Annotated in this window: 23 protein-coding genes and 1 CRISPR repeat array; of the genes, 12 read left to right on the top strand and 11 right to left on the bottom strand. The window is 75.3% G+C overall.

Annotated features, from left to right (window positions below):
- Positions 1 to 16: 16 nt before the first annotated feature.
- Complete coding sequence (locus D476_RS0108485; RefSeq protein WP_017623516.1) at positions 17 to 559, top strand: NUDIX domain-containing protein; 543 nt, start codon at positions 17 to 19, stop codon at positions 557 to 559.
- 31 nt (positions 560 to 590) lie between these two features.
- Here D476_RS0108485 and D476_RS0108480 read toward each other — a convergent pair whose 3' ends face one another.
- The 10 genes from D476_RS0108480 to D476_RS32560 form a co-directional block, all read right to left on the bottom strand.
- Entirely contained in the window at positions 591 to 1781 is a 1191-nt protein-coding gene (locus D476_RS0108480; protein ID WP_026123352.1) for a DUF2157 domain-containing protein, read from the bottom strand.
- Between the two features lie 185 nt (positions 1782 to 1966).
- On the bottom strand, positions 1967 to 3235 hold the full coding sequence (locus D476_RS0108475; RefSeq protein ID WP_017623515.1) for an amidase family protein: 1269 nt from the start codon (positions 3233 to 3235) through the stop codon (positions 1967 to 1969).
- A 116-nt stretch (positions 3236 to 3351) separates the two neighbouring features.
- A CRISPR array of direct repeats spans positions 3352 to 3807; the repeat unit is 29 nt; unit sequence GGGACCATCCCCGCACGCGCGGGGAGCAG.
- Positions 3808 to 3971: 164 nt separating this feature from the next.
- Positions 3972 to 4589: a dihydrofolate reductase family protein gene (locus D476_RS0108470; protein WP_017623514.1), complete on the bottom strand. Its 618-nt coding sequence runs from the start codon at positions 4587 to 4589 to the stop codon at positions 3972 to 3974.
- Positions 4590 to 4686: 97 nt separating this feature from the next.
- Positions 4687 to 5409 (bottom strand): hypothetical protein, encoded by a 723-nt coding sequence (locus tag D476_RS35510; protein ID WP_017623513.1) that lies wholly within the window; start codon positions 5407 to 5409, stop codon positions 4687 to 4689.
- Positions 5406 to 5588: a hypothetical protein gene (locus tag D476_RS0108460; RefSeq protein ID WP_017623512.1), complete on the bottom strand. Its 183-nt coding sequence runs from the start codon at positions 5586 to 5588 to the stop codon at positions 5406 to 5408. Before D476_RS0108460 ends, D476_RS35510 begins: the two co-directional genes overlap by 4 nt.
- A 686-nt stretch (positions 5589 to 6274) precedes the next feature.
- Positions 6275 to 7300: a 4-hydroxythreonine-4-phosphate dehydrogenase PdxA gene (pdxA, locus tag D476_RS0108455; RefSeq protein ID WP_017623511.1), complete on the bottom strand. Its 1026-nt coding sequence runs from the start codon at positions 7298 to 7300 to the stop codon at positions 6275 to 6277.
- Between the two features lie 96 nt (positions 7301 to 7396).
- Complete coding sequence (locus D476_RS0108450) at positions 7397 to 8725, bottom strand: four-carbon acid sugar kinase family protein (protein ID WP_017623510.1); 1329 nt, start codon at positions 8723 to 8725, stop codon at positions 7397 to 7399.
- Between the two features lie 10 nt (positions 8726 to 8735).
- Entirely contained in the window at positions 8736 to 10172 is a 1437-nt protein-coding gene (locus tag D476_RS0108445; protein WP_017623509.1) for a GntP family permease, read from the bottom strand.
- A gap of 19 nt (positions 10173 to 10191) precedes the next feature.
- Positions 10192 to 10977 (bottom strand): DeoR/GlpR family DNA-binding transcription regulator, encoded by a 786-nt coding sequence (locus D476_RS0108440; RefSeq protein WP_017623508.1) that lies wholly within the window; start codon positions 10975 to 10977, stop codon positions 10192 to 10194.
- A gap of 76 nt (positions 10978 to 11053) precedes the next feature.
- Positions 11054 to 12106, bottom strand: coding sequence for an MFS transporter (locus tag D476_RS32560; protein WP_017623507.1), 1053 nt, complete (start codon positions 12104 to 12106; stop codon positions 11054 to 11056).
- A 1018-nt stretch (positions 12107 to 13124) separates the two neighbouring features.
- Here D476_RS32560 and D476_RS0108430 point away from each other — a divergent pair.
- From D476_RS0108430 to D476_RS0108400, 7 genes are all read left to right on the top strand, one after another.
- On the top strand, positions 13125 to 13508 hold the full coding sequence (locus tag D476_RS0108430) for a VOC family protein (protein WP_017623506.1): 384 nt from the start codon (positions 13125 to 13127) through the stop codon (positions 13506 to 13508).
- Positions 13505 to 14059 (top strand): CGNR zinc finger domain-containing protein, encoded by a 555-nt coding sequence (locus D476_RS0108425; protein WP_017623505.1) that lies wholly within the window; start codon positions 13505 to 13507, stop codon positions 14057 to 14059. Before D476_RS0108430 ends, D476_RS0108425 begins: the two co-directional genes overlap by 4 nt.
- 130 nt (positions 14060 to 14189) lie before the next feature.
- Positions 14190 to 14876 carry a response regulator gene (locus D476_RS0108420; RefSeq protein ID WP_017623504.1) on the top strand — a complete coding sequence of 229 codons (687 nt, stop codon included), beginning with the start codon at positions 14190 to 14192 and terminating at the stop codon, positions 14874 to 14876.
- A 909-nt stretch (positions 14877 to 15785) separates the two neighbouring features.
- Positions 15786 to 16583, top strand: a complete 798-nt coding sequence (locus D476_RS0108415) for an HAD family hydrolase (RefSeq protein WP_017623503.1) — start codon at positions 15786 to 15788, stop codon at positions 16581 to 16583.
- 298 nt (positions 16584 to 16881) lie between these two features.
- Positions 16882 to 17406 carry a universal stress protein gene (locus D476_RS0108410; RefSeq protein ID WP_152529276.1) on the top strand — a complete coding sequence of 175 codons (525 nt, stop codon included), beginning with the start codon at positions 16882 to 16884 and terminating at the stop codon, positions 17404 to 17406.
- Positions 17403 to 18401, top strand: a complete 999-nt coding sequence (locus tag D476_RS0108405) for an Acg family FMN-binding oxidoreductase (RefSeq protein WP_017623501.1) — start codon at positions 17403 to 17405, stop codon at positions 18399 to 18401. The genes D476_RS0108410 and D476_RS0108405 overlap by 4 nt, the downstream gene beginning before the upstream one ends.
- A gap of 94 nt (positions 18402 to 18495) precedes the next feature.
- Entirely contained in the window at positions 18496 to 20220 is a 1725-nt protein-coding gene (locus D476_RS0108400; protein ID WP_017623500.1) for a sensor histidine kinase, read from the top strand.
- Between the two features lie 379 nt (positions 20221 to 20599).
- On the opposite strand, the gene D476_RS0108395 is transcribed toward D476_RS0108400, so the two are convergent.
- Positions 20600 to 21673, bottom strand: coding sequence for an Lrp/AsnC family transcriptional regulator (locus tag D476_RS0108395; RefSeq protein ID WP_017623499.1), 1074 nt, complete (start codon positions 21671 to 21673; stop codon positions 20600 to 20602).
- Between the two features lie 119 nt (positions 21674 to 21792).
- On the opposite strand from D476_RS0108395, the gene D476_RS0108390 reads away from it, so the two are divergent.
- The 4 genes from D476_RS0108390 to D476_RS38415 all read left to right on the top strand — a co-directional run.
- Positions 21793 to 23397: an AbgT family transporter gene (locus D476_RS0108390; protein ID WP_017623498.1), complete on the top strand. Its 1605-nt coding sequence runs from the start codon at positions 21793 to 21795 to the stop codon at positions 23395 to 23397.
- Between the two features lie 178 nt (positions 23398 to 23575).
- On the top strand, positions 23576 to 24835 hold the full coding sequence (locus D476_RS0108385) for a metal-dependent hydrolase family protein (protein WP_017623497.1): 1260 nt from the start codon (positions 23576 to 23578) through the stop codon (positions 24833 to 24835).
- A 170-nt stretch (positions 24836 to 25005) separates the two neighbouring features.
- Complete coding sequence (locus D476_RS0108380; protein WP_017623496.1) at positions 25006 to 25764, top strand: MBL fold metallo-hydrolase; 759 nt, start codon at positions 25006 to 25008, stop codon at positions 25762 to 25764.
- A gap of 240 nt (positions 25765 to 26004) precedes the next feature.
- Positions 26005 to 26190, top strand: a 186-nt coding sequence (locus D476_RS38415) for a hypothetical protein (protein ID WP_204366963.1), incomplete at its 3' end; no start/stop codon positions are given.

The following is a 26190-nucleotide window of genomic DNA, read 5'->3' as shown; positions in this document are numbered from 1 at the left end:
GGACGATACCCACCTCATGGACTCCGCCGAGCGCGCCCCCTCCGCGCCGTTCTCCCGTGTCACGATCCGTGTCGGCGCACTGCTGTTCTGCGGAGCAGAGGTCGCCCTCATCCGCCGGGACCGGCCCGACTCCGTGCACTACATCCCGCCCGGAGGCGACGTCGAACCCGGTGAGGACCTGCTCGCCGCGCTCCGCCGCGAACGCGCCGAAGAACTCGGCATGCCCCCGGCCCAGGCCCGCCTTCCCGAACTCCTCCGGGTGGTGGACCAGCGGGTCGGCCGCCCAGGCCCCACGGCCCCTCCTCGGAAGCTGCATCCGCTCTACCGCCTGCACATCACCCGGGCCGTCCGAGACGCGTTGTCCACCGTGGAGTACGACGAGCTGCCCGACGGCTCCCGAGAGGCCGGAACGGTCCATCGGGTCCACCACCGGTCCTGTGCGGAGCTGCCGCTGTTCCCTCCGATCGGGCGCGCGCTGTCCGCGCTGCCCGATCCCCATGCGGCCGTCGCCGACGCCGCTCTGGAGGCCGTGACCGACGACAACTACACATGGGTGTAGCGGGGCCGATCACGTCCCCTGCCGGAGCGGCTCACAGCCGCTCGTCCGGGTCCCGCGGGTCGACCTTCGGGACCGGGGGCTGCGGGGGCGCCTGGCCCTGACCAGGAGCGGGGGCTCCCGCACCCCCGGAGGGGTGTCCCTCTCCCCCTCCCGGGGCGTCCGCGCCGTCGTGGTGGGGCCCATGTGCGGGGCCACCGCTCCCACCGTCGGCACTGCTATCACCCGATCGGCCCGCGCGGTGCAGGCGCACCCCGGCCCAACTCACGCCCAGCAGGACCGCGCCCGCGATGGCCAGGATCGCCGCCGCCGAGACACGTCCGTCGGTCAGCTCCCACACCAGTTGCGGCACGCCGACCGTCGCGGCGATGGTGCCGAACACCAGCAGCGCCCCCGCCCGGCGCCAGGCGTAGAGCCCCAGGAGGACCACCGCCAGCCCGATCACACCCAGGTAGTTCGCCGGGGTCGGCAGCAGTTCCGCCGCCGCCAGCGCCGTGGCCGCCCCCAGGCCGATCGCGGTCCCCCGCTCGGCGACCAGGCCGGTCAATGCCGCCGCGACCCACACCGCGCCCACCAGGAGGTAGCCGGTTCCGTTGACCGCCATCGTGTCGGTGTCGCCGAAGAGGTACAGGCCGCTGCCCGTGCCGAGCACCCTGTGCACCCATTCCAGCACCCCGCCCACGAGGACCGCGCTCATCGCCCAGGCGGCGACCACGCCGGGCGCCGACCGCAGGAGGGCGTACCCGCCGACCGCCACCGCCAGGCCCGCGCCGCCCATCGCCAGGAGGGAGTCGTCCCAGTCCGGGATCGCCGACGAGGTGAACACCTCGACCGCGAACAGCGCCGCCACCGACGCCAGCCCGAAAAGCGTCCCGCCGATGCGCCGCCTGACCTTGGGCACCCGGTCGCGGGGCTTGCCCAGCGCCTTGGGGCCGCCCGCCATCACCATCCCGGCCAGCGCCAGGACGGGGACCGCCGCCGCGAGCAGGGCCACACGGGTGACGTCGCTCAGGTCCTCCCACGAGGTGGCGGCGAACGTGGCGACGGCGGCGAGCAGCAGGCCCCCGCCGATGTAGCCGACGACCTCCGACCAGCGCACCCCGCCCGAAGCCTGGGCCCGGTCCAGCTCGCTGCTGACCGCCTGGGCCTGCCCGGCGGTGATGACGCCCTGCCGGACGAGCCGCCCCAGCGCCTCCTCCCGGGCGCGCCCCGCATCGTCCGACACCGTGTCCCGCCTTTCGCCGTGGGGAGTCCGTGGGCTGCGGCGCCGGAACGCCGTCCTCGTTCCGGCGCCGCGATGCGTCCATCCCATCACGCGGGTGGCTCCCGTGGATGAGTACCGGTACTCACCCCTTTGCGCCCGAGGGCTCGGGGCTGAACGCGCGGGACGCGGGGCCTGGCACGCGGAGCTCAGCGACCCCGGCGTATCGGGTGGCGCGAGTAGAGCACTTCGGCGGCGCGCAGGAGCGCGCGGTCGTGGCCGGGGGCGGCGAGCAGTCCCACGCCCACGGCGCGGCCGCCGGGAAGCCCCCCGGCATCGACGGGGACGGTGAGCTGTGGCGCTCCGGCGAGGCTCGCGGGGGTGGACAGGCGCACCGTGGTGCCCCGGAAGCGCTTCCGCTCGGCGGGTTCGGCTGCCCGGTGCGGGGCGCCGTCCGCCAGGACCGGGAGGGCGATCACCGCCCCGGGCGGGCAGACCCGGGCGAACGTGTCCCGGTAGTGGGCGCGGCCCGCCTCGTCGGCCCGCCGGTCCGTTTCGGGGGCGGCGGCCAGCGATTCACAGCGGCGCAGGCGTTCCCGAACGTCGGCGTCGAGCGCGTCGGCGTTGGCGGTGACCCATGCGGCGTGCTCGTCCCAGATCTCGCGGGACTGCAGGCGGGCGAAGAGTTCGGTGTGCTCGGTGCCGACCAGTCCGGTCAGGTCGGCGTGCAGCAGCGGCAGGCCGAGGTCCCCGGCGAGGAGGACGGCGAGCCCGCGCACGGCGAGCACGGTGGCCTCGGAGGTCTGGGGCGGGAAGTCGTCCGGGAGGTAGACCGCCGTCAGCCCGTGTTCCTCGGCGTCGGGGCCGTCAAGGGGCCTGGCCTGGGGTGTTCCCGGGGCGGTGCCCGTAACCTGGTCGTAGGCGGGCCGCAGTGGCCCAGGGTCACGGGCGAACAGGCCGACCGTGTCGAAGGACGGGGCCAGCGGGAGAACCCCGGTGGAGTCGAGGGCCCCGTGCGTCGGCCGGAGCCCGAGGATGCCGCAGCAGGCGGCGGGGACGCGCACCGACCCGGCGGTGTCGGTGCCCAGAGCGATGTCGGCGGCGCCCCCGGCGACGGCCGAGGCGCTGCCCGAGGACGACCCACCGGTATGGCGGTCGGGATGCGCGGGGTTGTGCGGGGGTGGGCCCTCTCCTACGTCCCCGACGACGGAGTAGGCGAGCTGGTCGAGCTTGGCCATCCCGACGAGGTGGGCCCCTGCCTCGCGGAGCGCGGTGACGGCGGGGGCCGTCGTCTGCGCGGGGGCATGGGTGGCCCGCCAGCGCGGATGCCCGAAGGAGGAGGTGTGCCCGGCAACGGCGAAGAGGTCCTTGACAGCGAAGCCGACCCCGCTCAGCGGCCCATCGGAGAGCGGTCCGAGCGCGAAGGTGTCCGGGACCCAGCAGTGGAGATCATCGCCGGTCCCGGCCGTCGTGACCATGCGGGGCCCACCTCTCTGCCTGGAGCGTCCTCAGCGGGCTGAGCATAGCCGCCGAGAGGGCGGCCGGGAGCGTGTCCATCCAACATTCAGGGTCGCGCCCACCAGGCGCACCGCCGTGGACCATCCCCGCACGCGCGGGGAGCAGCCTTGGGAGGCGTACCTGGGCCGGTACTTGATGGGACCATCCCCGCACGCGCGGGGAGCAGCTCCGGCTCGGGCACATCAACGCCTTCGAGCTGGGACCATCCCCGCACGCGCGGGGAGCAGATGGCCGCCACACCGATCAATGTCGCCGACAAGGGACCATCCCCGCACGCGCGGGGAGCAGTCCTTGCTGGGGACCACGCTGATCCGCGTCGGGGGACCATCCCCGCACGCGCGGGGAGCAGTACCCGCAGGGCGGAGCGGTCGGGAACCGCGCGGGACCATCCCCGCACGCGCGGGGAGCAGCTGGCCCGAATGGCGCAGGACACCGCCGCCGGAGGACCATCCCCGCACGCGCGGGGAGCAGCCCCTAACCGATCTTGATTCCCCGGAATCCACGGGACCATCCCCGCACGCGCGGGGAGCAGACTCGGTGACCTGGGACTATACACCAAGCAACCTCTTGTTTTGAACAACTTCCGACATGCCACCTCCTCCTCAACGCCTCGCCCCAGGCCACCACACTCCGGTTCAAGTTCCATTCGAGTGGCGTGCCCATTCGGCAGCCGCCCGAAGGCGACGCGCCTTTCTTTCAACCGTGCACGACCTCGTAGCGCAGGACGACGCTCTCCGAGCCCTCGCGGCGGATCGTCTCGATCAGTCGGAGCGGTGGGATCGGTACCGTGCCGAACGCCGGTGTCCCGTCGCCGACCACGCCCGCGCCGACCATCATGTGGAGCTCGTCCACCAGCCCGACAGCGAGCAGGTCGTTCCACACCGTCGGGCTGCCGAAGACGACGATGTCCTTGCCGTCCTGCTCCCGGAGCCGGGCGACGGTGTCGTGGGCCTCCGCCCGACGGACGATCCTCGTGGTGTCCGTCCACGGCGCGGTGTCATCGGCCGTCATCGAGTCGGAGACCACGTACTTCGGCAGGTCCCTGTTCCGGACGGCGATCTCGCGGTGCAGCGCGGCCAGCCCCGGGTCGGACGCGACGGCCGGTGACACGGCAGGGTCCTCGGCCACGGCCGGCCACCAGCCCACCAGCCCCCGGTAGGTGGTCGCACCGACCAGGATCGCGCCCGCCGCCCGCTGGCGCTCCACGTTGTAGGCATCGAAGAACCCGTCGAACGGCATGGCCATGATGTCCTTCCCCGGTCCCTCGACATAGCCGTCGAGCGACACCAGGTTGGCGACGACCACCTTGCGCATACCGCCTCCCCCTCCAGCCGGGTCCGCCTCGGACGCACACGGCGGGACCGCGTTTGCGCCAGATCCGACCACGCCGACGCCCGTTCGGGCAAGGACGTCACCGGCGACCGCGCCGCGGTCCCGTGCCCTCGTCCCGGCCGGGCGGAGCGCCCTGGCCGTCCTTGTTCGGAGGCACCAGCACCACCGGTGGCCGGGCGAGGTGCTCCTCCTCGCCGCACTCCCGGGCGTCCAGCACCCGCCAGGCGGTGATCCAGCGCTGGAACTCCTTCTCGTCACCGCCGCAGCCCAGGATCAGGGCGTTGAGCATCGTGTACTTGGGAAGCACGGTGGCGTTCAGGGCCGCGCACATGGCCGAGGCCGAGTACACGTTGCCGCAGCGGTCCGACATCTCCCGGTACGGCGGGCTCCCCGCCCACCTGCGGTACTGCCGCAGCGCCACCATGAACGCGGCCGGGGTGTCCATCTCCATCGGATCGGGGCGCAGGTCGAACCCGTCGACGTCGGGGACGGCCTGCCCGGCGGCAGGGGCCTCATCGGCACGGTGCGCGGGGACGGCGGCCACCGGGCCCTGCGGGTGGGGGACGCTGACCGTGATCCGCCGCCCCGGCTCGTCGGCGGCCTGGCCTGCGGGGGCCGGAGGCGCCGCGCGCCCCTGGACCGGGACGACCGGCACCTCGCCCCAGAGCATCCCGTCGGACCCGACGCGGACGCGGCGCGGGGGAACACCGGACACGACCGTGTAATTGGGGTCGCCCCTGTAGGTGCGCATGGATTCCTGCGGGCCGCTCTCGTGGCGCTCGTAGCGCTCGGGGGCCGTCATCGCGCCTCCCCGGCCGCGGTACGCCCGGCCCCGGCGAGGACGAGCGCGGCGGCGAGCGCGACGACCAGGGCCGTGGCGGGGTCGTGTCCGGCGATGACCAGGCCACAGGTCACGGCGGCGCCCGAGAGGAGTGCGAGGACCCGGACGAATGCCGGACTCGCGTAGATGGCAAAGTGCATAGGAGAACTCCGTTCGACGGGATCTACCGGATCGACCTGGACGGATCCGCCGAGCCGTGTCGAATTCGGGAACGCCTGGAGTATTGGAGACGGCGCGCCTACACGGGCTCACGGTGGGCCGATGGGGTGAAAGTACCCCAGACGGCGACCCCGCCGCCACAGCGCGTCGCCTTTATGTAACGTTTTCCGCGCCTTTCTCCCCACACGTCTCACCTGCGAATCCTGAGAGACCTGCGTGCGACGGATACGATTCCGCACATTCTTGTGCAGTCCTGTGCAGAGTCGTTTATGATCGTTCAGTGAATTTTGAGCGCGTTCCTCCAGGGCACTAGTGTCGCCGGGGCCGGAACTCCGCGATCATGGAGTTCCGGACGCGCCAAAATCCCGTTGCGGCTTCGGCCGCAACCGGCGGGGCCGGATCGACCTGGACAAGGAGCGCCTCCGGTGGGGACTGGAGACCCCCACCGGGCGCGGAAGGGCCCGCCGATCGGCCCCCGGCGTCTCGGACGCCGGGGGCGCGTCTTTCGTCGCCCCCTCGCACCTGCCCCTCCCGGTCCGTTCCTCCCGCGAGGGGGCCGCGCCGTGGGGGCACGGGGCTACAGACGCCCCGGAACGAATGAGCCGCCCCCGGGAGGGTTCCCTCCCGAGGGCGGCTTCTTGGTCGGGCGGACGCTCGGCTACGCGGGTCAGCCGCCGTACTCGGCCCGGATGCGGTCGGCGAAGCGGGCGAAATCGGCGCCGTGCAGGAAGGCGGACCTCATCGTCGCCGGGTCGGCTTTGCCCGTGCCCGCGATGTCGAAGGCCGTGCCGTGGTCCACCGACGTGCGCAGGATCGGCAGGCCCACCGTCACCGAGATCGTGCCGTCGAAGTCGAACGTCTTCGCCGCGATGTGCCCCTGGTCGTGGTACTGCGACAGCACGCCGTCGAAGCGCCCCTGCAGGAGCTGGTGGAACACCGAGTCGGCCGGGACCGGCCCGGCCACGTCGGCGCCGCGCCCCCGCATGCGCTCCACGGCCGGCGCAAGGTGCTCGATCTCCTCGTCGCCGAACGCCCCGTTCTCCCCGCCGTGCGGGTTGATCGCGGCCACCGCCAGCTTCGGCTCGTCGTGGCCGAACACCCGCAGCGCCGTCAGCGCCTCCTCGATCGCGGCCGTCTGCTGCTCCACGCTCACCTGGTCCAGCGCCTTGCGCAGGGACACGTGCCGCGTCGCGAAGAAGATCTTCTTCCCCCGCACCACGAACATGGTGTTCTGGCGCGTGGTCCCGGTCAGCGCGCCCAGCATCTCGGTGTGGCCGAGGTGCTCGCTGCCCGCCGCCCAGATGGCCTCCTTGTTGATGGGCCCGGTGACGATCCCCGATACCTCGCGGTCCATCGCCGCCTTCGTGGCGACCTCGATGGCCCGCACGGCGGCGGAGCCCGCGCGCTCGTCGACCTCGCCCCAGGGAAGCTCGGTGTCGCCGAGGGAGGCGATGTCGTAGCAGTCGATGACGCCCTCCCGCTCCTCGGGCAGGCCGGTCCAGGAGTCCAGGGCGCGGACCTCCACGTCCAGCCCGCACACCCGCGCGGCGCGGCGCAGTACCGCCGGGTCGGCGGCGACGACGCCGCGCGCCGGGGCGCCGGAGCCCACCTGTGCCAGGGTGCGCACGGTGATCTCCGGGCCGATGCCGACCGGGTCGCCGACGGTGACGGCAAGGGTCGGTCGTTCAGTCATGGCGGGTTCCCTCCCTGTTCGGTGGCCGGGGTGCCTCCTCCGCGCCCCGGCCGGTGCGTCATGCGTACGTGCGGCCCGTGCCGCTCGCGCGGCCGGTCACGTGTTCTCCTGCGGCTCGCCGCGGCGGAGCTCGGCGGGCACCGTGCGGGCCCGCGCGCGGGCGGTGGTGCGCAGCCGGGACAGGCACTCGGCGAGGGTGCCCTCGTCTCCGACCATGCCGCCCTTGGTGACGACGGGGACGCCGTCGAACGCTCCCCCGGCGAGGGACCCGTGCACCGCCAGGGGCACGACCTCCCCGCCGACCTCGAAGGCGTGGGCGCCGAGGGCGTCCAGCACCGCCGAGGTGACGTCCCCGCCGCTGGTGTAGAGCCCCGAGGGGGCGGGGGCGCGGCCGAGCACGTCGGCCACCAGCGCCGCGAGCCGACCGGGCAGCGCGCGCTTGGCCTCGTGGGACAGCTCCACGACGTCGCGCGCGCTGGAGGCGGTGCGCACCACCACCGCCTCGGGGAAGGCGGCGTCACGCAGTTGCGCCTCAAGGCGGCGGGCGACCGCAGCGGCGTGCCCGCCGTCCCTCTCGGCCAGGGCGCGCGCGTCGACGTCGACGAAGCGCACCCCTCCCGCGCGGGCGGCGGCCTCCAGTTGGCGGCGGGTCAGCTCGGTGGCGCTTCCCACGACCGCCAGCAGGGGGCCGAGCGCGCCGCCGCCCCCGCTCAGGCCGAGCGCCTCGGCGAGCATCGCCCCGCACGGGCCGGGGTCGACCGCCANGCCGTCACGGCGGTGCCCCTCGGCGGCCGCGGCGGCGACGGCCGCCAGGTGCCCCTCGGTGAGTGCGTCGCACAGCACCACCGGCTCCTCCCCTTCGGCGAGCCGGTCGGCCAGCGCCGGTCCGGTGACCTCCCGAAGCGGCACGTGCCGCACCGCCAGGCCGCTCTGGCGGGCCACGATCTCGGTGACGACGCTGCCGGTGACCGGGCTGAGCGGGTCCATCGCCAGCTCGGTCTCCTCCAGCGGGACGCCGTCGAGCAGCTGGACGCCGTCGGCGGTGACCCGCCCGGAGGCGGGGAAGGCGGGGGCGAGCAGCGCCCGCACCCGCGCCCGGCCGGGGGTGCGCCCGCGCACCGCCCGCCAGGCCGCCTCCAGCTCGGCGCCGACATTGCCGCGAAGGGTGGTGTCGGTGCGCTTGACCACCAGCGGCACCGGGCCGCCGCGCCACACCGCATCGATGGTGGCCTCCACCAGGCCCGCCGCCTCGGCGGCGGGCAGGTGGCGGCTGTCCAGGTCGGCGACGACCACGTCGAACTCGGCCGCGGCGCGCGGCGCGTGCGCGGGCGCCACCGCGGCCACCCGCATCCCGGCGCGGGCGAACCGGGCGCCGGTGGCGTTCGCGCCGGTCAGGTCGTCGGCCACGACCAGTACCTGGGCCATGTCCGGACTCCTATCCCAGAACCAGGGCCGCCACGCCGAGCAGCGGCAGGCTGGCCAGCCACAGCACCGTGGTCATACCGCTCCACATCTTCATCGCCGCGGTCCCGGACAGGCCGGTGAAGCGAGTGACGACCCAGAAGTAGGAGTCGCTGACGTAGGAGAAGACCATCGAGCCGGAGCAGGCGGCGAGCACGGCCACGGCGGGGTCGAGACCGGAGGACTGCACCAGGGGTGCGGTGAGGGTGGCCGCGGTGATGATGGCGACCGTGCCCGAGCCCTGGGCCAGCCGGACGAAGGTGGCGATGAGGAAGGGCACCAGCACCAGCGGCACCGGCCAGGCGGCGACCGCCTCGGCGAGGGCGTCGCCCACGCCGGAGGCGCGCAGGACCTCGCCGAACGCGCCGCCGGCGCCGGTGACGAAGACGATCATCCCGGCGGAGGCGGCGGCGGTGGTGAGCCAGCCGACGACGGCGGTGCGCGGTGTGCCCTTGGGCGGCAGCAGGTAGACGGCGGCCACCAGGCCGACGAGCAGGGCGATGGCGGGCTCGCCCGCGAAGGAGAAGAAGGGGGCGAGGCGGGCGAGGATTGAGCCCTCGGCGGCGGCGCCGGTGACGGTGTTGCCGATGATCAGGACCAGGGGCAGCAGCAGCGGGACCATCGCGAGCAGGGCGCTGACCGGCGGGTCGGGCGGCTCCTCGGCGATGTCGCGGCCGTCGGCGCCGAGCAGGGCACCGGAGCCGTCGCCGCTGCCGCCGTCCGGGGCGCCCGACCCGCCGTCGGCCGACCCGGCGTGCACCGCGTCGCGCTCGGCCACCAGGGCCGGGTCGAGGTGGGGCTCCAGGCGGGGGCCCATCACCCGGGAGTAGACGACCACGACGGGCATCAGCACCACGGCCATGGCCAGCGCGGCGACGATCACCGTGCCCAGGTCGGCGCCGAGCAGCCCGACGGCGGCCAGCGGCCCGGGGGTGGGCGGCACCAGGTGGTGGGTGATGGCCAGGCCCCCGGCCAGCGCCAGCGACAGGCCCACCAGCGGCTTGCCGTAGCGGCGGGCCAGGGAGCGGGCCAGCGGGTGCAGGATGACGAAGCCGGAGTCGCAGAACACCGGCACCGACACCACCGCGCCGGTGGCGGTCATGGCGGCGTCCTCGCGCCCCTTCCCGGCCAAGCGGACGAACATCTTGGCCAGGGCGTCGGCGCCGCCGCTCTCCTCCAGGACCTTGCCGATCATCACGCCCAGGCCGATCACGATGCCGATGCCGGCCAGGGTGCCGCCGAAACCGCTGGTGACGGTCTCCAGCAGGTCGGCCGGGGACATCCCGGCGACCGAACCGGTGACCAGGGCACCGGCGAGCAGCCCGACGAAGGCGTCCAGGCGCGTCCACAGGATGATCGCCACGACCGCGGCCACGCCCAGGAGCAGCGCCGCGAGCAGGAGCGGATCCATGTCTCCCCCTTTCTCGGGGTCAGTCGCCCCGGGCAGGGGTACGGGGTGCGCCCGGGGCGGGGACGGTGAGGAGGGTGCAGTGGGGGTCGCCCTCCAGTGCGCGGCGGGCACCGGTGTCCAGCCCGTCGTCGGTGATCAGCGTGTAGGGCCCGGCCAGGGGCGCCCAGTAGGGCTCGGCGTCGGAGCCGACCTTGGTGGAGTCGGCGACCACGACGGTGCGGCGGGCGGCGCGCATCTGCTGCTCCTTGACGGCGGCCAGCTCGGGGCTGGGGCAGTTCACGCCGCGCCCGGGGACCAGCCCGTCGGCGCCGACGAAGGCCAGGTCGGCGGCGACGCGGTCGAGCACGCCGCGGGTGAACTCGCCGACCATGGCGCCGCGGCGGCGCCGCACCCGGCCGCCGACCAGGACCAGCTCGATGCCCTCGGCGTCGATCAGGGCGCTCATGGGGCCCATTCCGGTGGTGAGCACGGTGGGGCCGGAGCGCTGGGCGAGCCGCTCGGCGATGAGGGTGGTGGTGCTGCCGGCGTCGAGGACCACCATGTGGTCGTCCTCGACGAGGGCGGCGGCGCGCTCGGCGATGCTGCGCTTGGCCGGGGCGTTGCGCAGGCTCTTCTGCACCCAGGTGAGCTCGCCCCCGGCGGGTGCGGGGACGGCGCCGCCGTGGGTGCGGACCACGCGTCCGGCCTGCTCCAGCTCGGTGAGCCCGCGCCGGACGGTGGAGGGGCTGATGCCCAGCTCCCGCGCGAGGTCCTCGACGCGCTGGACCCCGTCGGCGACGGCGTCCAAGAGCTTCTGGTGGCGCACCGGTCCTCCCGCGTCTGCTCATTTCGATCACGCTGACCCGCACAGAATGACCGAAATGAGCACCATGTGCAACCCCTCACACGAATTCTTGACCGTTATGAGCAGCCTCGGGAGGCTGTGGCCGGTCCGGGTGCAGCAGGGTGAGCGCCGCGAACGCCGCGAACGCCAGGGCCTCGGCCCCCGCCGCCGCGGCCAGCGCCGCACCGGTCCCGCGCTCGGCCAGCGCTCCCGCGATCGCGGCGCCCGCGGCCATGCCGCTGACCTTGAGCCCGGCGCCGATGGCGAAGACGCGGGCGCGGACGGCGGCCGGGGCGTCCCGGTGCCGGACCGCGAACAGGGCCGTGAGCTGCGGCCCCTCGGCCGCCCCGGCGACGGCGGCGGCGAGGCCCAGCACCAGCGCCGCCGCAGTGGCCGAGCCCGGCGGCAGTGCGCGGGCACAGGCGGCCAGGAGCGGGACGGCGCACAGGGCCGCGCCGCACACCCACAGCAGGGTGTCGGGGGCCAGGGCCGAGGGGCGGCGGGCGAGGAGGGCGTTCGCGGCGATGGCGGAGACGGCGGCCACGGAGAGCAGGAGGGTCCCGCGCTCGGGGGCGCCGAGCAGCTCCGCACCGAGGAGGGGCCAGCAGACGACGACCATGCCGCTCGCGGCCAGCGACAGCGTGGTGGCCGCCGTGGCCCGGGCGAGAGGGCGTCGTCCGGCGACGGCACGAAGGCCGTCGAAGAGCTCGGCGGCGAGTCGCGACGGTGTCGGAGGGGGCGGGAGGTCGCTCCGGAGCGGAGTCGTGCCGCCCTTGGCCCCTCCCCTTCCCCTCTCCCCGGCGAACGGCGTGGCGGCCCCGATGAGCAGGACCGCGGCCGCGAGGGCGCCCCATGGTCCGACGGCCCAGGCCGCCGAGGCGGCGATCGCGGGGCCTGCCAGCCCGGCGGCGCTGTAGGTGAGGGCGTCCAGGGAGTTGGCACGCGGAAGGAGGGCCGCGGGAACGGCCCCGGCCAGCCGTGAGGTCCACACGCCCGCGACCGCGGGTGCCGCAAGCCCCGTGGCCGCGGCGACCGCGAGGACGGCGACGAAGGGCACGCGGCCGAGCCCGACGGCGATGAGTGCGGTCCCGAGGGCGTAGAGGCCGAGCACGGCGGCCAGGAGCCGCCCCGGACGGGGACTGCGGTCGAGGAGCGCCCCGAGGACCGGCCCGCCNNGGGCCGCCCCCCGCCGTTGCGGCGGAGAAGAGCAGCGCCGCAGCGCTCTCCGTCCCGGTCGCCGCCAGCCCGGCGAGGAGGAGTGCGGGCCCCGCCGCCTCGTCTCCGACCCGGGCCGATGAGGCGCCGATGAGATACCGGGCGAGGGGGCGGTGCTTGCGGAGTGTCGTCACCCGGGTGAACGTAGACGGGTAACGGATGTACGGGTAGCTCCCGTTACCCCCGACGCCGGAGAGCCCCGGCACGGCCCGTCGCCCGACCGGCGACGGCGCCCGCAAGAGGGGGCGGCACCGGAACGCGCCGGGCGGCGGGCGGCCGGGGCGGGGGGAAGCGGCGACGAGGACAGGTCAGCGGCCCATGCCGGAGCGCCGTCAGCCGCTCGGCGTGTACACGGTCACCGTGCTCGGCGGCGACGGGGCCGACAGGTACCTCGCTCACCGGCCCCGCCCGGGCGGTGGACCGACGGAGAGAGAGAGAGGGAGAGCAACGGCGGCGCAGGTCAGCGGCCCTTACCGCGGCGCCGTCGGGTGGCGGGCGTGTACGTGGCCACTGTGGCCAGCAACTGTCACCAGCAACGACGGCAGGGCTGGTACCCCACTCGCGGGCCCCGGCCGGGCGGGAGGACCCGATCAGCCGCCACCCGGAGCCCGCCGCCCGGCAAGCAGGGCCCAGGAACCGCCCCGCTCACTCCGTCGCCGCCCAACACGGCGACCACGCACACGCCCGACGACCGACGACGCTGCCGCAGGGGCCACCGCCCTCTCCTCGTCGCCGCCCTCCCATCCCGCACCCCGGCGGCCCGCCGCCCGGGAGGCGGCACCGGGGTACCCGCCCTGCCGGGCGACAATGCTGCGGGAAGAGCCGCCGCCCCGACCGACCGGGCGATGCCGCCGGGTCGGCCGCTTCGTCAACCGTCCGAGCCATCCGACCTGCCAGGAGCCCTGTTGCCTGCATTGCCCGAACCCGTCCCCGACCAGGCCCCTTCCTCCTCCCCCGCGCACGGCCGGCTATCGCTGCTGGTCCTGTACACCGACCGCCTGGAGGAGTGCCGGGCGTTCTACAGCGCACTGGGACTGTCGTTCGCAAAGGAGAAGCACGGCGACGGCCCCGAGCACCACGCCGCCGTGCTGGCCGACGGCACCGTCGTCGAGCTGTACCCGGTGCTGTCCGCCCCCACCGGCCCTGTCCGGCTCGGCCTGGAGGTCGACGGGCGGCGGGCCACGCCTCCGCTGCCCCCGGGGCGGCACGTGGTGACCGACCCCGACGGCCGCAAGGTCGAGGTGCGGGCACACGGGGCGCAGGCGGCGGACACGCCGGCAGGGAACGGTGGCGCGTGACCTACCCCGTCACCGGCCTGCTGGCCGGGCCGTGGGCGCGGGCAGTCGCCCTGCGCACCGCGGACCTCGCAAACGTGCTGCTGCCGGACCCGCCGCCGCCCGCGCAGGTCGAGGATGTGCTCCGCGCGCACGGGGAGAACGGGCCCTTCGGCCTGACGCCCGTCGACGTCCGGGCGATGGCCGCGGCGGCACGCAGGCTCCGGGACGCCGCCACCGCCCCCGACACGGCGGCCTCCGCACGGCGGGTCAACGCCCTGCTCTCCGCCGTCCGCGCACCGCGCCTCACCGACCACGGCGGCGCCACCCACTGGCACCTGCACCTCGACGCCTCCGATGAGGGGCCGATGGACGAGTGGCTGCTCTCCTCCGGCGCGATGGCGCTCGCCGTGCTCCTGGGCGACCAGCAGCGGGTACCCGGCGGCGTGTGCGCGGCCCCCGGCTGCGACCGGATGTTCCTCGACCCGGGCACCGGCGGTCGGCGACGCTACTGCTCCGCGCGCTGTGGCACCCGCACCCGCGTGGCCGCCCACCGCCGCCGGGCCCGCGGGTAGCGCGGTGGGCCCCGGTGCGGGGGCGGACGGTTGTGTCCCCCGGGCGCTGGTATCGGCCGCACGGCCGTGCGATCGTCGGTTCCCCTCCCCTGAACCCGCGGAGGGTCGGCCGATCGAAAGGGCTGACACCATGACCACGACCGACGGCGACGACCGCACGATCCGCGTCTTCCTGGTGGACGACCACGACGTGGTACGCCGGGGCGCCGCCGCACTGTTAGAGGAGGAACGGGACATCTCGGTCGTCGGTGAGGCCGGAACCGCCGCCGAGGCCGAGGCGCGCATCCCCGCCGCCCGCCCCGACGTCGCCCTCCTCGACGTCCGCCTGCCCGACGGCAGCGGTGTGGGGGTGTGCCGGGAGATGCGCTCGCGCCTGCCCGGACTGGCCTGCCTGATGCTCACCTCCTACGCCGACGACGACGCCCTGTACGACTCGGTGATGGCCGGGGCGGCGGGCTACGTGCTCAAGCAGATCCACGGCTCGGACCTGGTGGGCGCGGTGCGCACGGTCGCGGCGGGCGGGTCGCTGCTCGACCCGCGCAGCACGGCGCGGATGATGCGCCGCATGCGGGAGGCCGACGCGGGCCGCAACCCGGTGGACGAGCTCTCCGAGCAGGAGCGCCGGATCTTCGAGCTGATCGGCGAAGGGCTGACCAACCGGCAGATCGGCGAGCGGGTGTACCTGTCGGAAAAGACGGTGAAGAACTACGTGTCCAGCGTCCTGTCGAAGCTGGACATGCGGCGGCGCACCCAGGCGGCCGCGCTCGCGGCCCGGCTGAAGAGCGAGGCGGCGCGGCGGAACGAGGACCGGCGGTAGGGCGGGCCCGCCCGGCGGTGTCAAGCGGCCTTGGTCGCCCTCGGCCGCGCCGGTCTACCGTCCGCTCGGGGGCATCCGGCCCTCGGAGCGCACGGGTCTCCCGCTTAGCGTCGGAAGAACGGAAGTGCCCCCATGGCACGACCGTTTCCGAGGCGGCCGTGGGCGACGGTTCCGGTCGCCCCGCGGCGGCGCGCGGGCGCCGCGGCCGAACGCACCGGCCGGTGCGCGACGGACGGGCGCGTACCGGCCGGTCCGCCACCTGAGGGCACGTCGCCCCGGCCACGGCCCGCCGCGCCACACCCGCGCGGATACCTGCGCGGATACCCGCGCGGCCCCTTCCGCTCCCTACATCCAGGCCCTGACGCCGTACACGGCGGCCGCGAGCCGGACGCACACCCCGGCCGCACTGCCCGAGCAGGTCATGCCCGTCGGAGGACACTGTCGGCGAATTCGGCGAGGTGTTCACCCGAGACGCAGGCGAGAAGAGCGGGAGGTCGATGCACGCACCCGTCCCGCCCGCACGGAGACGCCGGGCGGCGCCCGCGCACCGCCCGGCGTCCGGCTCCGCGTCCGCTCCGTCGTATCCGGGCGGCGTCGGCCGCGGACCGCGGGCCTGCGGTTCCGGGGTGCCCCGCCGTCACGGATCATCGCCCCGAATACCGCTCATCCCCCAGGCTGCCGCAGCCCTCCCGCGCCGCACAGAAGCGAAAGGTCCCGTGCCGTCGGGCCGTTCGCCCCGCCGCCCGGCGGGACCGGTGGCCCGGTCCGGCGTTCTCCCCGCCGTTCGGCCGGACCGGACCCGACCAAGGCCCCTGTCGAAGACGCTGCATACAGGATGGGATGGTTCCGTCTCCGCGCGAGCGCATCACCGGGGGACGCACGGCGGATTCGGGAAGAGAGGCCGTTGCGATGGCCAGGGGAAGCGCGCCGGTCACACTGGAAGGCACCTCGGCCGTGGTGGTCGAGGTGGACGGTGTCGCCGCGGACACCGGGCCCTTGCACGCCGCGGCCTGGAAGCGCACCTTCGACGAGCTGCTCCGCAAGCGCGCACGCACGCGCGGGGGCCGCTTCCAGCCGTTCGACCTGCGCCTCGACTACCGGATGATGACCGGAAAGTCGCCGCCGGAGGCCGCCCGCGCGTTCGTCGCCGCCCGCGACGGCGACCTCACGACCGGGCCGCTGCTGCCCGCGGGCGACGGGGAGGAGACGATCGCGCAACTGTGGGACCGCAAGGACCGGTACTACCGGGAGTCCCTGCGCACGGTGGGGACGGCGGCGTGGGCCCCGACGGCCGTGCTGCTGGCCGCGCTGCGGGCACAGGGGATCGCCACCGCGGCCGTCTCCTGCAACCGGGGAGCCGCCGAGACGGTGCACGCGGCCGGCATGGCAGGCCTGTTCGACGTCGTGGTCGACGGTTGGGCGGCGGAGGGCCTGTTCACCTCGGAGGAGCGGAACGCGGCGGTGCTCGCCGAGACCGGGGGGCGGCTCGGGGTCGCGCCTCGGTGCAGCGCTGCGCTGCTCTCGTCGGCCCCGGCGGTGTACGCCGCGCACCGGCTCGGATTCCGGCTGGTCGTGGCCGTCGACCGGTGGGCGGCCGTGAACGGGACGCCTCAGGGCGACCTCCTCAAGGCCTGGAGGGGAGCCGACGCGGTGGTGGCCGATCCTGCCGAGCTCACCACCCCAGGCGCCGCCCCCGGCCCCCGCTAGGGCCGCCTCCCCTGGGGCGGTGCGACGCCCCATGGAGCGGTGCGGGCTCCGTTCGCCCCGGTCTCTGCGGACGGTGCCGTCGGCGGCGGCTGTGACCGACACGGGCCGGGCGCCGGGCAGGCCCCCGAGGGGCGGCCTGCGCGAGAGGGCTCCCCGTCCGCTTCCCCGACCCGCCACTCACACCAGGGACCTACGGCCCACCAGGCACCTCCCCGCGACCCTGGCGACCGCCCCCGCGATCGGGTCGGCTGGAAGGTGAACGGAGGCACCCGCTCTCCGCACGAGAAGGGCGGCGGACATGGAACCACGAATCCCGGCAGGGGCGACGCCGCACATGGTGGTCGGCTATGACGGCACGCCCCCTGCGGCGGACGCGCTGGAGTGGGCCGTCCGCGAAGCCCGCCTGCGCGATTGCGACCTGTGGGCGGTCCGGGTGCTGGACGACGGGAACGCCCCGCACGCGCCCTACGCCGGAGCGCACGCGCTGCCCCGTACCGGCCCCGCCGTGCGCGAGCTGCGCCGCGCCGCGGATCGGGCCCGGCTGACCTGGCCCCGGGTGTATCACGCAGCGTTCCCCGACGACCTGGCGGCGCGCGGGCTCGCACGCGCCGCCGAAGGGGCCCAACTCCTGGTCCTGGGAACTCGCGGCCCCTCCGGCCCCGGCGCTCCCCCGCTCGGCCCCACCGCGTCGGCCTGCCTGCGCATCGCCCCCTGCCCGATGGTCCTCGTCAACCTGCAGCGGGCGCCGTGCGCCCCGGACGCCGCCCCGGCACGCCGCCGAACGGCCCAACCGGTCGGCTCCGCGGGCGGGGGCCGGACATGAGTGCCCAGGCGCCCTCCGCACGGCCGAACCCGTCGTCGGAGGCCCCCGCCCTCGACGCGGCGGTGCGCGCCTCCGCCCACGCCCCGTCGGTGCACGGGACCCGGCCGTGGACCGTGCGCCACGTGGGCGACCGCATCACCGTCGGCACCGATCCGGACCGCCGCCTGGCCGTCCGCGACCCCGACGCGCGGGAGCAGGTCGTGAGCTGCGGAGCGGCCCTGTTCACCGTCCTCGTCACGCTGCGCGCCCACGGGGTGCGGCCCGCCGTACGGGAGCTGCCCGACCCCGACCGCCCCGGCCTGCTGGCCGAGGTCCGGTCGGCCGGGGCCGCCGAGCCCGACGCGCGGGACCGGATGCTGCACGAGTCGGTCGGGCCGCGCCGCACCCACCGGGGCCCGTTCCCCGCCGACGTGGACGATGTGCGCACGGTGCGCGCGCTGGTCTCGGCCGCGGCGGCCGAGGGGGCCGTGCTCAGGCCGCTGGGCGACGAGCGCCTGATGCGCTCTTTGGCGGGGCTGGTCGCCGCCGCCGAGTTCCTGCACCGCTGCGAGCGCGACACCGGCGAGGAGCTCGCCCGCTGGGTGCGCGCCCCGGGCGCGGCGGACCCCGACGGGGTGCACGCGGAGGACTTCCCGCCCCCCGACCGGGTCGCCGACACGCTCTTCCCCGACCGCGACTACGGGCGCGGACGGGTGCGCGGCCTGCTCGACCCGCACGGGGACGTCGCCGGGACCGCCGCGCTGCTGACCACATCCGGCGACGGCCGCGGCGACCACCTGGCCGCCGGGCGCGCCCTGCAGCGGGTGCTGCTGACCGCCGCCGCGGGCGGGGTGTCCTCGGCCTTCCACACCCAGCCGCTGGAGGAGCCCCACCTGCGCGCCTTCATCGGGGAACGGCTGTGCGACGGGGCGCACCCCCAGATGATCCTGCGCCTGGGCCGCGGCCTGGACGCGCGGCCCCACCGGCTGTTCGCGTCCGTGGAGGACGGGGGGTGACCCTCCGCGGGCCCACCTATGCGGCACGCCGTGCGGAGTAGAATCGGCGCTCGCGCACCGCCGTCCCGTTCCCGGAGCATCGGAAGGTGAGCCCATGGGCGAAGAGCTCCCCGGCCCCGAGCGCGCCCGCGTCCTGCTCCCCCGACTGCACTTGGACGACCTGCTCTCGGAGCTGCAGTCGCGCATCGACACCGCGCTGCTCACGCGTGACCGTGTGCACTCTCTGCTCGACGCGGTGGTGACCATCGGGTCCGGGCTGGACCTGGAGGCGGTGCTGCGCCGCCTGGTGCAGGCCGCCATGGACCTGGTGGACGCGCGCTACGGCGCGCTGGGGGTGATCGGCGCGGACGGCGGGCTGACCCGGTTCCTGCCGCTGGGCCTGGACGAGGAGGAGATCGCCCGGATCGACCACTGGCCGCAGGGCCGGGGCATCCTCGGACTGCTCATCAAGGACCCGCGGCCGCTGCGGCTGCGGAGGATCGAGGACCACCCGGAGTCGCGCGGGTTCCCTACGGGGCACCCGCCGATGCGGGGGTTTTTGGGGGTGCCGATCCGGGTCCGCGATTCGGTGTTCGGGAACCTGTACCTGACGGAGAAGGCCGGCGGCGGGGAGTTCGACGAGGACGACGAGGCGGTCGTGGTGGCGCTGTCCACCGCGGCCGGGGTCGCCATCGAGAACGCCCGGCTGTACGAGGAGACCCGCAGGCGCGAGCTGCTGCTGGACGCCTCCGACGAGGTCACCACCCGCCTGCTGACCGGCGCCGAGGCCGAGGACGTGCTGACGCTGATCGCCCGCCGGGCCCGCCGCATGTCCGGGTCGGTGCTGGCGGCGCTGGCCATCCCCAGCCCCTCCGGCGAGGGGCTCGTGGTGGACGTCGCCGACGGCAGGGGCGCCGACGAGGTGCGGGGGCGGCCGGTGGCGCTGGGCGACACCCCTACCGGCCGCGTCTACCGGGAGGGCGGCCCGGTCGCCCTGCCCGGCGCGGCGGAGGGCGGGTGCGCGCTGCCGTTCCTGGACGGCCTGGACCTGGGGCCGGTGCTGCTGTCGCCGCTGGGCGGCAAGGGCGCCGCGCGGGGCCTGCTGGTGCTGGCGCGGGCCCGCGGCGAAGAGGCCTACACCGCCACCGCCGCCCACCTGTTGTCGGCCTTCGCCGGGCACGCGGCGGTGGCGCTGGAGCTGGCCGAGGCGCGGGTGGACGCCGAGCGGCTGAGCGTGCTGGAGGACCGCGACCGGATCGCCAAGGACCTGCACGACGTGATCATCCAGCGCCTGTTCGCCGTGGCGATGTCCCTGATGAGCACGGTGCGGCGGACCCACGACCCGGCGCACGCCCAGCGGGTGCAGCGGGCGGTGGACGACCTGGACGACACCATCCGGCAGATCCGTTCGACGATCTTCGCCCTGCAGCAAGCGGGGGGCGAGGACCGCAGGTGGCTGCGCACCCAGGTGCTGGAGATCGCCAACGCGTCCGGGGAGTCGCTGGGGTTCACCCCGGGGCTGCGCCTGGAGGGGCCGATCGACAGCCGCGTGCCCGACGGTGTGGCCGAGCACGTGCTGGCGGTCCTGCAGGAGGCGCTGTCGAACATCGCGCGCCACGCGGGCGCCGGCCGGGCCGACATCAGGGTCCGGGTGGACGAGGAAACGGTGGAGGTGGAGGTGGGGGACGACGGCTGCGGCATCCCGGAGGGCGGCCGCCGGGGCGGCCTGCGCAACCTGAAGGACCGGGCGGAGGCCCTGGGCGGAGCGTTCAAGGTGGGCCCGGGGATGGGCGGCGGCACCCGCCTGACGTGGACCGTCCCGCTCCCCGATTCGGAGTGAGGGAACCGGGGGCCCGGTCGAGGGGTGCCCGACCAAGGCTCGACCGCGACGGCGCAGCTGCCCGGGTGGTGCCCCGGGGACGTGTCACCGGGGTACGACGGGTGCCCGGCGACCGACGGGCACGGCGGACTCGCTGTGAGTCCCGGGGCGGCCGGTCCGGGACCGGCCGGTCAGAGGAGGAGGCGGCCGCTCCGACGGCCGAAACAGGCCCACGGGCGGCGGCGCGGATGCGCGTTCATCGCGGTACCCCTGCCGGATCCGGTGCCGGTGCCGATTCCGGTACCGGGAGCGCCCGGGGCGACCCGCCGGGCAGCCCCTTCGAGCCGTCCCGGGACCGCGCCCCCGGGGCGGTGGGTTTCCGTCCTACCGGGCCACCGCCTCACCCCCGCGCGTCCGGCTCCCGCATGCTCGGCGGCACCGTCCCGGCGTAGCGGCCCTCACCGTCGAGTACCTGGCCCATCAGCTTCATCGTGCGCAGCACGATCCTCCGGTCGGTCAGGCGCAGTCCGGGAAGGCGGGCCTCCAGGCGGCGTTCGACCTCGGGCAGGTCGGCGATCGCCCGCAGCCACACCACCAGCAGAGCGTTCTCCGAGCCCGCGACCGTGCTGCAGAAGCGCAGTTCGGGAACGGTCTCCTGCAGGTCGGCCGCCGCCCGTTCCAGCTCCTCGTAGGCCACCGACCCCCACAGCACCGCGGCGGCGGGCCAGCCCAGCTCCCGCCGGGCCACGTCGCACCGCAGCCCCACCACGCCGCCGCGCAGCAGCCGGTCCAGGCGCCGGGCCGCCGTGCTGGCGCTCACCCCCGCCGCGCGGCCCAGCGCGCCGTACGACGCGCGGCCGTCGGCGGCCAGCGCCCCGATGATGGCCTGGTCCGCCTCGCTCACCGGCGGCGGCGCCCCCGGGCCCGGCGACGGGGCCGCCATGGCCTGCAGGGCGCGGCGCTGGCCGGGGGCGAGCGCGTGCAGGTGCCACCGGCTGGCCTGGAAGGGGATCCTCGTGATCACGTGCGTCTCGTAGGCCGCCACGTCGGGGAAGGACCCGATCCAGTCCAGCAGGTATCCGGCCAGCTCATGCGGTCGGCTGACGGTCAGCAGCAGCTGGTGCCGCCCGGCGGTGAACTGGATGCTGAGCGTTCCCGGGTCCTGTGCCAGCGCACGCGAGACCTCCGCGACCGTTCCGTTGCGGCAGGTCAGCTCCAGGTAGGCCATGGGCTGGCGGGACAGCGACGGGGCCGCGGGAAAGGCGGTGACCCGCGCCAGCCCGGCCCCGGTCAGGCGGTCCCAGCGGCGAGCGAGCGTGGTGGCGTCGGCGCCCAGCACCTCCCCCAGCCGGGCCCACGGCGCGCGCGGCGCCAGCTGCAGGGCGTTGATGAGCTGCAGGTCGAACTCGTCGACCCCGCGGTCCCGCCCGCCCCTGCGGTCGCGCCCGTCGGCAGCGATGCCGGAATGCTGCATGGGTCCCCCAAGGATGGAAGGAATCCTGCATTTGGGCCAGCTTAGCGCCGCGCCGCTTAGGGTGTGAGCCCTCATCCGGCCGGTGAGCTGCATGTTTCCCCCCAGTTTCGAGGTGGCCGATGTCGGAGAAGAAGGTCCCCCAGGCCCGGCCGCGTCTCGGTGCGCGCGTGCTGGATTCGGTGGAGCGCGCCGGGAACCGACTGCCCGAGCCGTTCCTGCTCTTCCTGCTGCTGTTCCTCGCCGTGGGCGCCGCCTCGGCGCTGATGGCGGCGCTCGGGACCACGGTGGACGTGCCCGACGGCGGGACCGAGCCGGTCCGGAGCCTGTTCAGCGCCGAGGGCCTGGCCTGGTTCACCACCACGCTGGTCGACAACTTCATCGGGTTCCCGCCGCTGGGCGTGGTGCTGACCGTCCTTCTCGGGGTCGGTGTCGCCCAGCGCTCGGGGCTGCTGACGGCGCTGGTCCGGAGGGCGTTCGGGCGGGCGCCGCGGTGGCTGCTGCCCTATGTGGTCGGCATCATCGGCGTCTCGGCCAACATCATGAGCGACGCGTCAATGATCCTGGTCCCCTCGCTGGCGGCGCTGGTGTTCGCGGCGGCGGGGCGGCACCCGGTGGCCGGGCTGCTGGGCGGGTTCGCCGCGGCGACCGCCGGGTTCAGCGTGGGCCCGTTCATCACCGGCACCGACGCGCTGCTGAGCGGCATCACCACGGCCGCCGCCGAGCCGGTGGCCGAACAGACCGCACCGGTGACCGTGGTGTCCAACTACTTCATCTCGCTGTCCTGCGCGGTGCTGCTGGCCGGGGTGGCGGGGCTGCTCATCGACAAGGTTCTGGAACCGGCGCTGGAGCGGCGCGGGGTTCCCCGCACGCCCGTGGCCGGGGCGCCCGGCGCCGGCCACGGCGGCGGGGACGACGGCGAGGGCGAGCGCGCCGACCAGCGCATGGACCCGGAGCTGTCGCCCGTCGAGCGGCGCGGCCTGCTGTGGGCCGGGGCCGCGCTCGTGGCCCTGGCCGCCGCCGTCCTCACGGTGGTGCTGCCGCCGGACGCCCCGCTGCGCGGTGAGGGCGGGGCGTTCCTGCCGGAGTCGCCGCTGCTCGACTCGGTGGTGTTCCTGGTGTTCCTGGCCCTGGTCGTGCCGGGGGTCGTCTACGGGGCGGTGACCCGCGAGATCACCGGCGGGGGCGATGTGGCGCGGATGATGGGTGCGGCGGTCAAGGACATGGCCGGGTTCATCGTGGTGGCCTTCGTGCTCGCGCAGTTCCTGGCGCTGTTCAACTGGAGCCGGGTGTCGGACTGGATCGCGGTGACGGGCGCGGCGACGCTGGAGGGCTGGAACTTCACCGGCTTCGGCGCGCTGATCGCCTTCACCGTGCTGGCCTGCCTGATCAACATCTTCGTCATCTCCGGCTCGGCCCAGTGGGCGGTGTTCGCGGCCGTGTTCGTGCCCCTGTTCGCGCTGCTGGGGTACGAGCCGGGGTTCGTCCAGGCGATGTTCCGCGTGGGCGACTCCTCCACCAACGCCATCAGCCCGCTGAACCCGTACATGGTGGTGGTCCTCGGCCTCCTGCGCGCCTACGAGCCCAAGGCCGGGCTGGGCACCGTGATCGCGCGGTGCCTGCCGTTCTCCCTGACGTTCCTGGTGCTGTGGACGGCGGTGCTGGCCCTGTTCTACTTCACCGGGACGCCGGTGGGTCCCGGGATGGAGGCGCGCATCGGCCCGTAGCCTCACCCTGTGGCGTCGGTCCGAGGCGCCGGACGGGCGGGACGGGACGACGGGCGGGGCGGCCGACGCCGCCGCCCGCCCCGTCCCGCCCGTCCGCCCCGTCCGGGGGCTTCGCCCGCGACCGTTCCACTCGTCCACTCCTTCCCCCGATCCCCACGACAACGGAGGTTCCGAGAGCATGCCCGAGCACGTGACCCCGCCGCCGCGCCCCGTCCGCTTCACCGGGGCGCGGTTGATCGACGGCACCGGAGCGGCGCCGGTCGATGACGCCGTGGTGGCCACGGCCGCCGACGGCACCATCGCCTACGCGGGTCCGGCGGCGGGCGCACCGGACCCCGGCCCCGGGCAGGAGGAGGTGGACCTGGGCGGGCGCACCCTGCTCCCGGGGTTCTTCGACTGCCACGTGCACCTCGGCCTGGACAACCCGCGCGAGCTGGTGTGGAACCACCTGGACTCGCACGCCAGCCTCCAGGCGCTCGCGTCCGCCGACCGTATGCGGCGCACGCTGGAGGCGGGCGTCACCAGCGTCCGCGACCTCGGGGGCCTGGACGCCGGGTTCAAGGCGGCCCAGGAGCGCGGCCTGGTGGTGGGCCCCCGGCTGCAGGTGGCCCTGCGGCTGATCAGCGACACCGGCGGGCACGCCGACTTCACGCTGCCCAGCGGCGTCGACCCGCACCGGCTCGCCCCCGGGGCGGGGGAGACCGCCGACGGGGTGCACGAGGCGCGGGTGGCCGTCCGGCGGCTGATGCGCGACGGCGCGGACGTGATCAAGGTGTGCGCGACGGGGGGCATCTCCAGCCCGTCGGACGGCCCGGAGGACGAGGGGCTGAGCCGGGAGGAGATCGCCGCGGTCGTGGCCGAGACCGGGCGGCGCGGGGGGCGCCCGGTGGCCGCGCACGCCCAGGGGGCGGCGGGGATCCGCAACGCCGTGCTGGGCGGGGTGTCCAGCGTCGAGCACGGCTACCTGGTGGACGACGAGGGCATCGACCTGATGCTGGAGCGGGGCACGTTCCTGGTGCCGACGCTGGCCACCTTCGACTTCGAGCACCGGCGCCACCTGATGACGGAGAAGGCCTACCGGGCGAAGCAGTGGCTGGCCGAGCGCACGTTCGACCGGGTCCCGGAGGCGGTGCGCCGGGGCGTCCGGGTGGCGCTGGGCACCGACGCCGGTGTCAGCGAGCACGGGAGGAACCTGGCCGAGCTGGGGTTCCTGGTGCGGGTCGGGCTGTCGCCGATGGAGGCGATCGAGGCGGGCACGCGGTCCTCGGCCGAGCTGCTGGGCGTGGCGGACCGCCTGGGCACGGTGGAGGCGGGCAAGCTGGCCGACCTGGTGGTGTGCCAGGGGGACCCGCTGCAGGACGTGGGGGTGCTGGCCGAGCCGGACAACGTGGTCGTGGTGGTGCAGGGCGGACGGGTGGTGAAGGACGTCCGCGCCTGAGGGCCCAGCCCGCCGACGGACCATGCCACGGGGCGTCCCTGCTCAGAGCGGGGGCGCCCCGTTCTCGCGTGCCCCCGCCGAACTATCTCACGGAAGGACTTGCCTTTATCCGTGATGATGGTCGACAATCTGACTCACGGCAAGTCATCCAACTATCCGTGAGGTCACCCATGTCCGGTACCGGCTCCCCCGTCCCCGTCCGCCCCGTCGGCGGACCGACCGCCCTCATCACCTACGGCGGCCTGAACCTGCTCACCGACCCCACCTTCGACCCGCCCGGCGACCACCCCGTGGGCGACGGCATCGTGATCACCAAGACCGCGCCGCCCGCCGCCGCCCCCGCCGAGGTCGGCCCCGTCGACGCGGTGCTGCTCTCGCACGACGAGCACCCCGACAACCTCGACGTGTCCGGCCGGGCGCTGCTGGCCGAGGTGCCGTTGACCCTCACCACCCGCGGCGGCGCCGAGCGCCTGGGCGGCACCGCCCGCGGGCTGGCCCCGTGGGAGAGCACCGACATTCCGCGCCCCGGCGGCGGCGCGGTGACCGTGACGGCGGTGCCCGCCCTGCACGGCCCGGAGGGCGCGGAGGAGGTCCTCGGCGAGGTCATCGGCTTCGTGCTGACCGGCGACGGCCTGCCGAAGGTCTACGTCAGCGGGGACAACGCGTCCCTGGACCTGGTCCGGCAGGTCGCCGACCGGTTCGGCCCCGTGGACACCGCCATCCTGTTCGCGGGCGCGGCGCGCGCCCCGATGTTCGACACCACCATCACCCTCGACAGCGCCCAAGCGGCCGAGGCCACCCGCATCCTGGGAGCCCGCCAGGCGGTCCCCCTGCACTTCGAGGGCTGGACCCACTTCTCCGAGGGCCGCGAGGAACTGGAGAAGGCCTTCACCACCGCGGGGCTGAGCGAGCGCCTGGACCTGGCCTGAGGCCGGGCGGCCGGGTCCGGACGACGGGCGGGGCCGCCGAGCGCGGGACGGGCATCTCCACCGGCTCGGACGGCTGGGGGCGGCGCTTCTCCTCGGCCTGAGACTGATCCGGAGGCGCCGTCTTAGAATCGGTGCCGCTGGCGGCCCCGCCCCCTCGCCCGTGTTCCCACCACTCGGGTACTCGGGGACACGACCGCCGTCGAGGTGCGGGCCGAGCCCGCGGGGTCGGTGAAGCTCACGATGTGCGCGCTTTCGGCGGTCGGCGTGGGCGAGCACGCGGCCACCGCACTGGGCGGCGACGAGCCTGGTCGGCGGCCCTTCCGGAAGCGCTGTCGGGTGGCGGGTGTGTACGTGGTCGCCGTGATGGGCGGCGACGGCAGAGGCGGGGCGGTTCCCCGGCCCTGGTTGCCGTCCGGCGGGCTCCTG

This window comes from Nocardiopsis chromatogenes YIM 90109 (assembly GCF_000341185.1).
Classification (GTDB): domain Bacteria; phylum Actinomycetota; class Actinomycetes; order Streptosporangiales; family Streptosporangiaceae; genus Nocardiopsis_A; species Nocardiopsis_A chromatogenes.
Note: the sequence above shows the minus strand (reverse complement) of the source record. Positions and strands in the feature narration are given on the sequence as shown.

What these genes read in the sequence shown, in the direction of transcription:
- D476_RS0108485 (WP_017623516.1), top strand. Translation starts at nt 17, where the DNA reads ATGGACTCCGCCGAGCGCGCCCCCTCCGCGCCGTTCTCCCGTGTCACG.
- D476_RS0108470 (WP_017623514.1), bottom strand. Translation starts at nt 4,589, where the DNA reads ATGCGCAAGGTGGTCGTCGCCAACCTGGTGTCGCTCGACGGCTATGTC.
- pdxA (WP_017623511.1), bottom strand. Translation starts at nt 7,300, where the DNA reads ATGACTGAACGACCGACCCTTGCCGTCACCGTCGGCGACCCGGTCGGC.
- D476_RS0108445 (WP_017623509.1), bottom strand. Translation starts at nt 10,172, where the DNA reads ATGGATCCGCTCCTGCTCGCGGCGCTGCTCCTGGGCGTGGCCGCGGTC.
- D476_RS0108380 (WP_017623496.1), top strand. Translation starts at nt 25,006, where the DNA reads ATGTCCGGTACCGGCTCCCCCGTCCCCGTCCGCCCCGTCGGCGGACCG.
- D476_RS0108390 (WP_017623498.1), top strand. Translation starts at nt 21,793, where the DNA reads ATGTCGGAGAAGAAGGTCCCCCAGGCCCGGCCGCGTCTCGGTGCGCGC.
- D476_RS35510 (WP_017623513.1), bottom strand. Translation starts at nt 5,409, where the DNA reads ATGACGGCCCCCGAGCGCTACGAGCGCCACGAGAGCGGCCCGCAGGAA.
- D476_RS0108420 (WP_017623504.1), top strand. Translation starts at nt 14,190, where the DNA reads ATGACCACGACCGACGGCGACGACCGCACGATCCGCGTCTTCCTGGTG.
- D476_RS0108405 (WP_017623501.1), top strand. Translation starts at nt 17,403, where the DNA reads ATGAGTGCCCAGGCGCCCTCCGCACGGCCGAACCCGTCGTCGGAGGCC.
- D476_RS0108410 (WP_152529276.1), top strand. Translation starts at nt 16,882, where the DNA reads ATGGAACCACGAATCCCGGCAGGGGCGACGCCGCACATGGTGGTCGGC.
- D476_RS0108475 (WP_017623515.1), bottom strand. Translation starts at nt 3,235, where the DNA reads ATGGTCACGACGGCCGGGACCGGCGATGATCTCCACTGCTGGGTCCCG.
- D476_RS0108460 (WP_017623512.1), bottom strand. Translation starts at nt 5,588, where the DNA reads ATGCACTTTGCCATCTACGCGAGTCCGGCATTCGTCCGGGTCCTCGCA.
- D476_RS0108415 (WP_017623503.1), top strand. Translation starts at nt 15,786, where the DNA reads ATGGCCAGGGGAAGCGCGCCGGTCACACTGGAAGGCACCTCGGCCGTG.
- D476_RS0108385 (WP_017623497.1), top strand. Translation starts at nt 23,576, where the DNA reads ATGCCCGAGCACGTGACCCCGCCGCCGCGCCCCGTCCGCTTCACCGGG.
- D476_RS0108395 (WP_017623499.1), bottom strand. Translation starts at nt 21,673, where the DNA reads ATGCAGCATTCCGGCATCGCTGCCGACGGGCGCGACCGCAGGGGCGGG.
- D476_RS0108400 (WP_017623500.1), top strand. Translation starts at nt 18,496, where the DNA reads ATGGGCGAAGAGCTCCCCGGCCCCGAGCGCGCCCGCGTCCTGCTCCCC.